Genomic DNA, 5,069 nt, shown 5'->3' with positions numbered 1-5,069 from the left:
CGCGGCCGGGCGGGAGCGGCCCGCCCCGCGGCGGGAGGGGCGGCGGGCCCCGGCGGCCGAGGCGCGCGACGGTCGGGTCCGGCGGCTCCAGCCGCCGCCCGCGATCTACGACCGGGTCGCGTCCCGGCAGGGCATGCAGTGGTACTGCGTGATGCGCGGGCTGATGATCGCCGAGGAGTACACCTCCCGGCAGGCCATCGACGCGCTCGGGGCCGGAACCGGCCTCACCGACCTGCTGTGCCGGCTGGTGTCGGCGGCCAGCCGGGGCCGCCTCACCGCAGACCACAGCGACGTCACGCTCGTCATCCGCAAGCCGGAGAACCGCTTCGCCCGGGTGATCTGACGGGGGCGGAGGTGCGGGCACCGGCGCGACCGCAGTAATTTGGCGGAAAATCGACCCTTGACCTGCATCGGCCCGGCGTGCGCGCCGGGCGGGATCGGAGACCGCGGTGACCGCCGAAGCCGGCCTTCCCGACACGCTGCGCGACCTGCCCGGCTGGGCTCCGGACGCGGTGGAGCTCGCCGACCTGGAGCTGCTGCTGGCGGGCGTGTACCGGCCGCTGACCGGCTTCCTCGGCTCGTTCGACGCCGCGATGGTGATCGCCGGCGGCCGGCTCGCCGACGGGACGCCGTGGCCGGTCCCGGTCACCCTGGCGGTACCCGAGGAGCTGACCGCGCACGAGCGGCTCGTCCTTCAGGACCCGGAGGGCGTGCCGCTGGCGGTCCTGAAGGTCGCGGAGGCCTGGCAGGACCCCACGTCCCAGGGCTGGCGGCTGGCGGGTCCGCTGGAGCCGCTCCGCTCCCCCGCGCACGGACCGTTCCACTCGCTGCGCCGCCGTCCCGACGAGCTGGACCCGGTCGACGGCCCGGTCCTCGCGGTCGCGGCCCGCGAACCCCTGCACCGCAAGCAGCTCGGCCAGGTCCGCCAGGTCGCCGAGCGGCTGGGCGCGCAGGTGCTGGTGCTGCCGCTGCTGAGCGGCGAGCACGACGAGTCGCTCGTCCGGGCGCTGCTGGGCGTCCGCAAGGAGCTGCCGGACGGGACGCGGATCATCCCGGTGCCGCTGCCGCCGCGCGGCGACCACGAGCGCGATCTGCTCCTGCGCGCGCACGTCGCCGCCGCCTACGGCGCCACGCACCTGCTCGCCGAGCAGGAGATGGAGGGCACCGCGGTCCCGGTCGTGGTGCCCGAGCCGTGGGCCTATGACGCGGACGTGGAGATCTGGCGTCCGGTGGCGCGGATCGAGCCCGACCACGTGCAGGCGGAGCTGACCGCCGAGCGGCTCGGCGAGCTGCTGGACGCGGGCGAGCCCGTCCCGGACTGGTTCACCCCGCCGGCGGTGGCCGCCGAGCTGGCGCGGGCCCGCCCGCCGAAGCACTCGCGGGGCGTCACGGTGTTCTTCACGGGCCTGTCGGGCTCGGGCAAGTCCACGGTGGCGCGGGGCCTGGCGGACGCGCTGGTCGAGCGGGGCGGCCGGACGGTCACGCTGCTGGACGGGGACGTGGTCCGGCGGATGCTGTCGGCGGGCCTGACGTTCTCCAAGGCCGACCGCGACCTGAACATCCGGCGGATCGGGTTCGTCGCGGCGGAGATCACCCGGCACGGCGGGGTGGCGATCTGCGCGCCGATCGCGCCGTACGCGGCGACCCGCGCGGAGGTGCGCCGGATGGTGTCGGCGGCGGGCGACTTCATCCTGGTGCACGTGTCGACGCCGCTGGAGGAGTGCGAGCGGCGCGACCGCAAGGGCCTGTACGCCAAGGCGCGGGCGGGGCAGATCCCGGAGTTCACCGGGATCTCCGACCCGTACGAGGTGCCGGACGACGCCGACCTGGTGCTGGACACCTCGGCGATGCCGCCGGACGAGGCGGTGGGGCGGGTCCTCGAGCTGCTCGTCGCGGGCGGCTGGCTCCGGACCGAATAGTCCCCTTTGGCCCCTTGAGGCGTAGATCGTCAATCTAGTCGCGTTTGTTGGGGTACACCCGGGTTAACAGACCCGGGTGCGGTCCCGTACTGTACTAGGCGAGTTTTCCTATATAGCAGGTAGGTCATGCCGCCGTAGGGGGGTGAAGGCGCGTGGACTTCGACTGGACCATGGCCCTCGGCTCGTTCCTGGTCGCCATCGTCGTCGGACTGACCGGGATGGGCGGCGGCGCGCTCATGACCCCGATGCTCGTGACGTTCTTCGGCGTCAGCCCGCTCGCCGCGGTCTCCAGCGACCTCGTGGCGGCGGCGGTGATGAAGCCCGTCGGCAGCGCCGTGCACTACCGGCAGGGCACTATCAACATGCGCCTCGTCGGCTGGCTGTGCGCCGGCTCGGTGCCCGCGGCGTTCTGCGGCGTGCTGCTGGCCCGCGCCCTCGGCCACGGCGACGGGGTGGAGAACCTGATCAGCAAGGCGATGGGCGTCGCGCTGCTCATCGCCGCCGCCGGGCTGGCCGTCCGCGGCGTGCTCGCGCGGCGCGACCGGCACCGCCCCGGCACCGCGGACGGCGAGACCCCCGAGATCAAGATCCGGCCCGTGCCGACCGTGCTGATCGGGCTCGTCGGCGGCCTGGTCGTCGGCATCACCTCGGTCGGCTCCGGCTCGCTGATCATCGTCGCGCTGCTCGCCCTGTACCCGACGCTCAAGGCCAACCAGCTCGTCGGCACCGACCTGCTCCAGGCGGTGCCGCTGGTGTTCGCCGCCGCGCTCGGCCACCTGCTGTTCGGCGACTTCCAGATGCAGGTCACCGCCGCGCTGCTGGTCGGCTCGATCCCGGGCGTCTACCTCGGCTCCAAGATCTCCTCGCGCGCCCCCGGCGGCCTCATCCGCCGCGTGCTGGCGCTGGTGCTCGTCGCGTCCGCGCTGAAGATGTTCGACGTCGGCGCCGTCCCGATCGCGTGGACGGTGGTCGTGCTGGGCGCCGGGACGGCCGCCGTCTGGCTGGCCGGGCGCCGCCGCACGGAACGGTCGGCGGGTGCCCGGAACGGCCGCGAGCGCGTCCCCGCGTCAGCGGACGAGCTGGTCCCCTGATCCCGCCGTCCGGGCCGGGGCTCCGGGCTCCCGGGGCTCCGCGCCCGCAGGCGCCGGCACCGTCCCGCCGCCTCCGCGCGGCGGGTCGCCCTTGCGCAGCATCCGCCACAGCATCACCGCCGAGACGATCCCGCCCGCGCCCAGGCAGTACGGCGCGATCGCGGCGTGCCCGGGGTCGGCGGCCAGCAGGCCGAGCAGCACCGCGAGGCCGCTGAGGCTCTCCACACCGCGGATCACGAACACCGAGCGGGACTGCTTGCGGGCCGTCGCCAGGCTGGCCAGCGGCAGCGTGCAGGAGAAGCACACCGAGTAGAGCGCCCAGCCGCCGAGCGCCACCCGGTCCACCTCGAACGAGCCGCCGGTCACGACCGGGCCGAGCCAGCCCACCAGCAGGATCCCGCCGAGGCTCATCACGAGCGCGATCCCCGACATCAGCCCGCACGCCCGCACCGCCTGCCGGGCCCGCATCGGCCGGCCGGCCTTCTCCGCCTTGGCGAAGTCGCCGAGCAGGAACCAGCCGGCGCCGTTGACGAAGGTCAGCGCGGGCGACAGCAGCAGCCGCGCCGCCTCCACCCCGGCCAGCGCGGCGGTGGACGCGAACCCGGCGATCATCACGCGGGCGAGCAGCAGCGCGGTCGGCCGGATGCCGGCCTGCACCGACCGCCACCAGGAGAACGCGAGGATCTCCCGGAACGCGGTGCCGCGCAGCGGGGCGAGCGCGTACTCCTCGCGCGGCAGCCGCACCCGGGCCAGCAGGATCGAGGCCGCCGACCCCGCGCACATGGAGGCGAGCAGCAGCTCCACCGAGGCGTCCGCGCCGGCGCCGAGCGAGCCGCCGAGCACCGCGAGCGTCGTCAGCAGGTAGCAGGCGTCGTTGACGGTCAGCCGCCAGAACTCCATCCGCGCGGTGAAGATCCGCCGCCCGGTCTCCTCCAGCAGCCACAGCGCCACCGAGAGCGCGAACAGCGCGATGCCGAGCGGCCCGGCGAGGTGCATGACGGCCGCGACGACCGCGCCCACGGCCGCGCCGGCGACCACGGTGCCGCCGACCGACAGCAGCAGCGCGCCGCGCACCCGCGGCTCGAACCGGTCGAACACCGTGAGGGTGTCACCGACCCAGCTGGTCTGCACCGAGGTGATCATGACGATGATCGAGAAGAGCAGCGCGTACGCGCCGTAGCCGGACGCGCCGAGCGTGCGGGCGGCCAGCGACTGCACGACGAGGCTGCCGCCCGCGGTGACGAACTGCACGGCGACGGCGCCGCCCGCGGACGCGAGCAGCCGGCCGGCCTTCCCCGCCATCCGCTTGCCGCGGCCTCCCGCGGCGGGTGCGGCGGGCGCCGGGTCGGGCACGGCGGGAAGGTCGATCGCGGTCTCGGCCGTGCTCGCCTCGACCGAGCTCATCTCGACCGCGCTCGCCTCGACCGTGCTCTCAGGGGTGCTCACGCTCCGTCCCGAAGCCCCCTGGGTCACCTGTCCAGGTCGTAGTGCATCAGGGACGAGTCGCCTTTTCCCTTGCCGGCCCCGGTGCCCGGCTCCGGCTTGCCGCCCCGGCCCTTGTCGGACACGGGCTTGTCGGCCACCGGCTTGTCGGCGCCGGGCGACGGCTTGTCCGCGCCAGGCACCTTGCCGCCGAGCAGGTACAGCGGGTCCTCGGCGGTGCGGGTCGGGTCACCGCCGTCCGGCCACAGGTCGGCGGCTATGTCGGAGGCCGGGCGTTTGTCGCCCTCCGCGGGCTTGTCCGAGCGGCCCTTCGGCGCACCCTTGCGCGGCGTCTTGCCCGCCGGGGGCGGCGCCTTCGGCAGGCCGGCCGCCCCGTTCCCGGTGGACGCGCCGTTGCCGTTCGCGCCGCCGTTCGCGCCGCCGGCCACGCGGGTGCCGCGCGGACCGGACGACGAGCGGGTGCCCGACCCGGCCGAGCCTGCGCCGTTCACCCGGGACGAGCGGCCGCGCTCCGGCGGGAGCGGCGGCGGGGACGCCGGGACCGCCCTCGTCGCCGAGGCGGACGGCGCGACGGGACCGCCGCGCCCCTCCTCGGGCGCCCAGCCGCGCCCGCCCG

Annotated in this window: 3 protein-coding genes and 2 pseudogenes; 3 read left to right on the top strand and 2 right to left on the bottom strand. The window is 75.5% G+C overall.

Features of this window, described 5'->3' with window-relative positions:
* From amrb99_RS48990 to amrb99_RS48980, 3 genes and pseudogenes are all read left to right on the top strand, one after another.
* Window positions 1–343 (top strand): annotated as a pseudogene (locus amrb99_RS48990) (hypothetical protein); the annotation flags it as partial.
* A 106-nt stretch (window positions 344–449) separates the two neighbouring features.
* Window positions 450–1,919: an adenylyl-sulfate kinase gene (gene cysC / locus amrb99_RS48985; RefSeq protein ID WP_190868960.1), complete on the top strand. Its 1,470-nt coding sequence runs from the start codon at window positions 450–452 to the stop codon at window positions 1,917–1,919.
* 152 nt (window positions 1,920–2,071) lie between these two features.
* Window positions 2,072–3,010 carry a sulfite exporter TauE/SafE family protein gene (locus tag amrb99_RS48980; RefSeq protein ID WP_347257205.1) on the top strand — a complete coding sequence of 313 codons (939 nt, stop codon included), beginning with the start codon at window positions 2,072–2,074 and terminating at the stop codon, window positions 3,008–3,010.
* On the opposite strand, the gene amrb99_RS48975 is transcribed toward amrb99_RS48980, so the two are convergent.
* Entirely contained in the window at window positions 2,987–4,456 is a 1,470-nt protein-coding gene (locus amrb99_RS48975) for a lipopolysaccharide biosynthesis protein (protein WP_190868959.1), read from the bottom strand. The genes amrb99_RS48980 and amrb99_RS48975 overlap by 24 nt on opposite strands.
* 23 nt (window positions 4,457–4,479) lie before the next feature.
* Window positions 4,480–5,069, bottom strand: a pseudogene (locus amrb99_RS48970) (hypothetical protein); the annotation flags it as partial.

The organism is Actinomadura sp. RB99, assembly GCF_014706005.1.
GTDB lineage: Bacteria > Actinomycetota > Actinomycetes > Streptosporangiales > Streptosporangiaceae > Spirillospora.
This window is presented reverse-complemented; position numbering and strand designations above follow the sequence as displayed.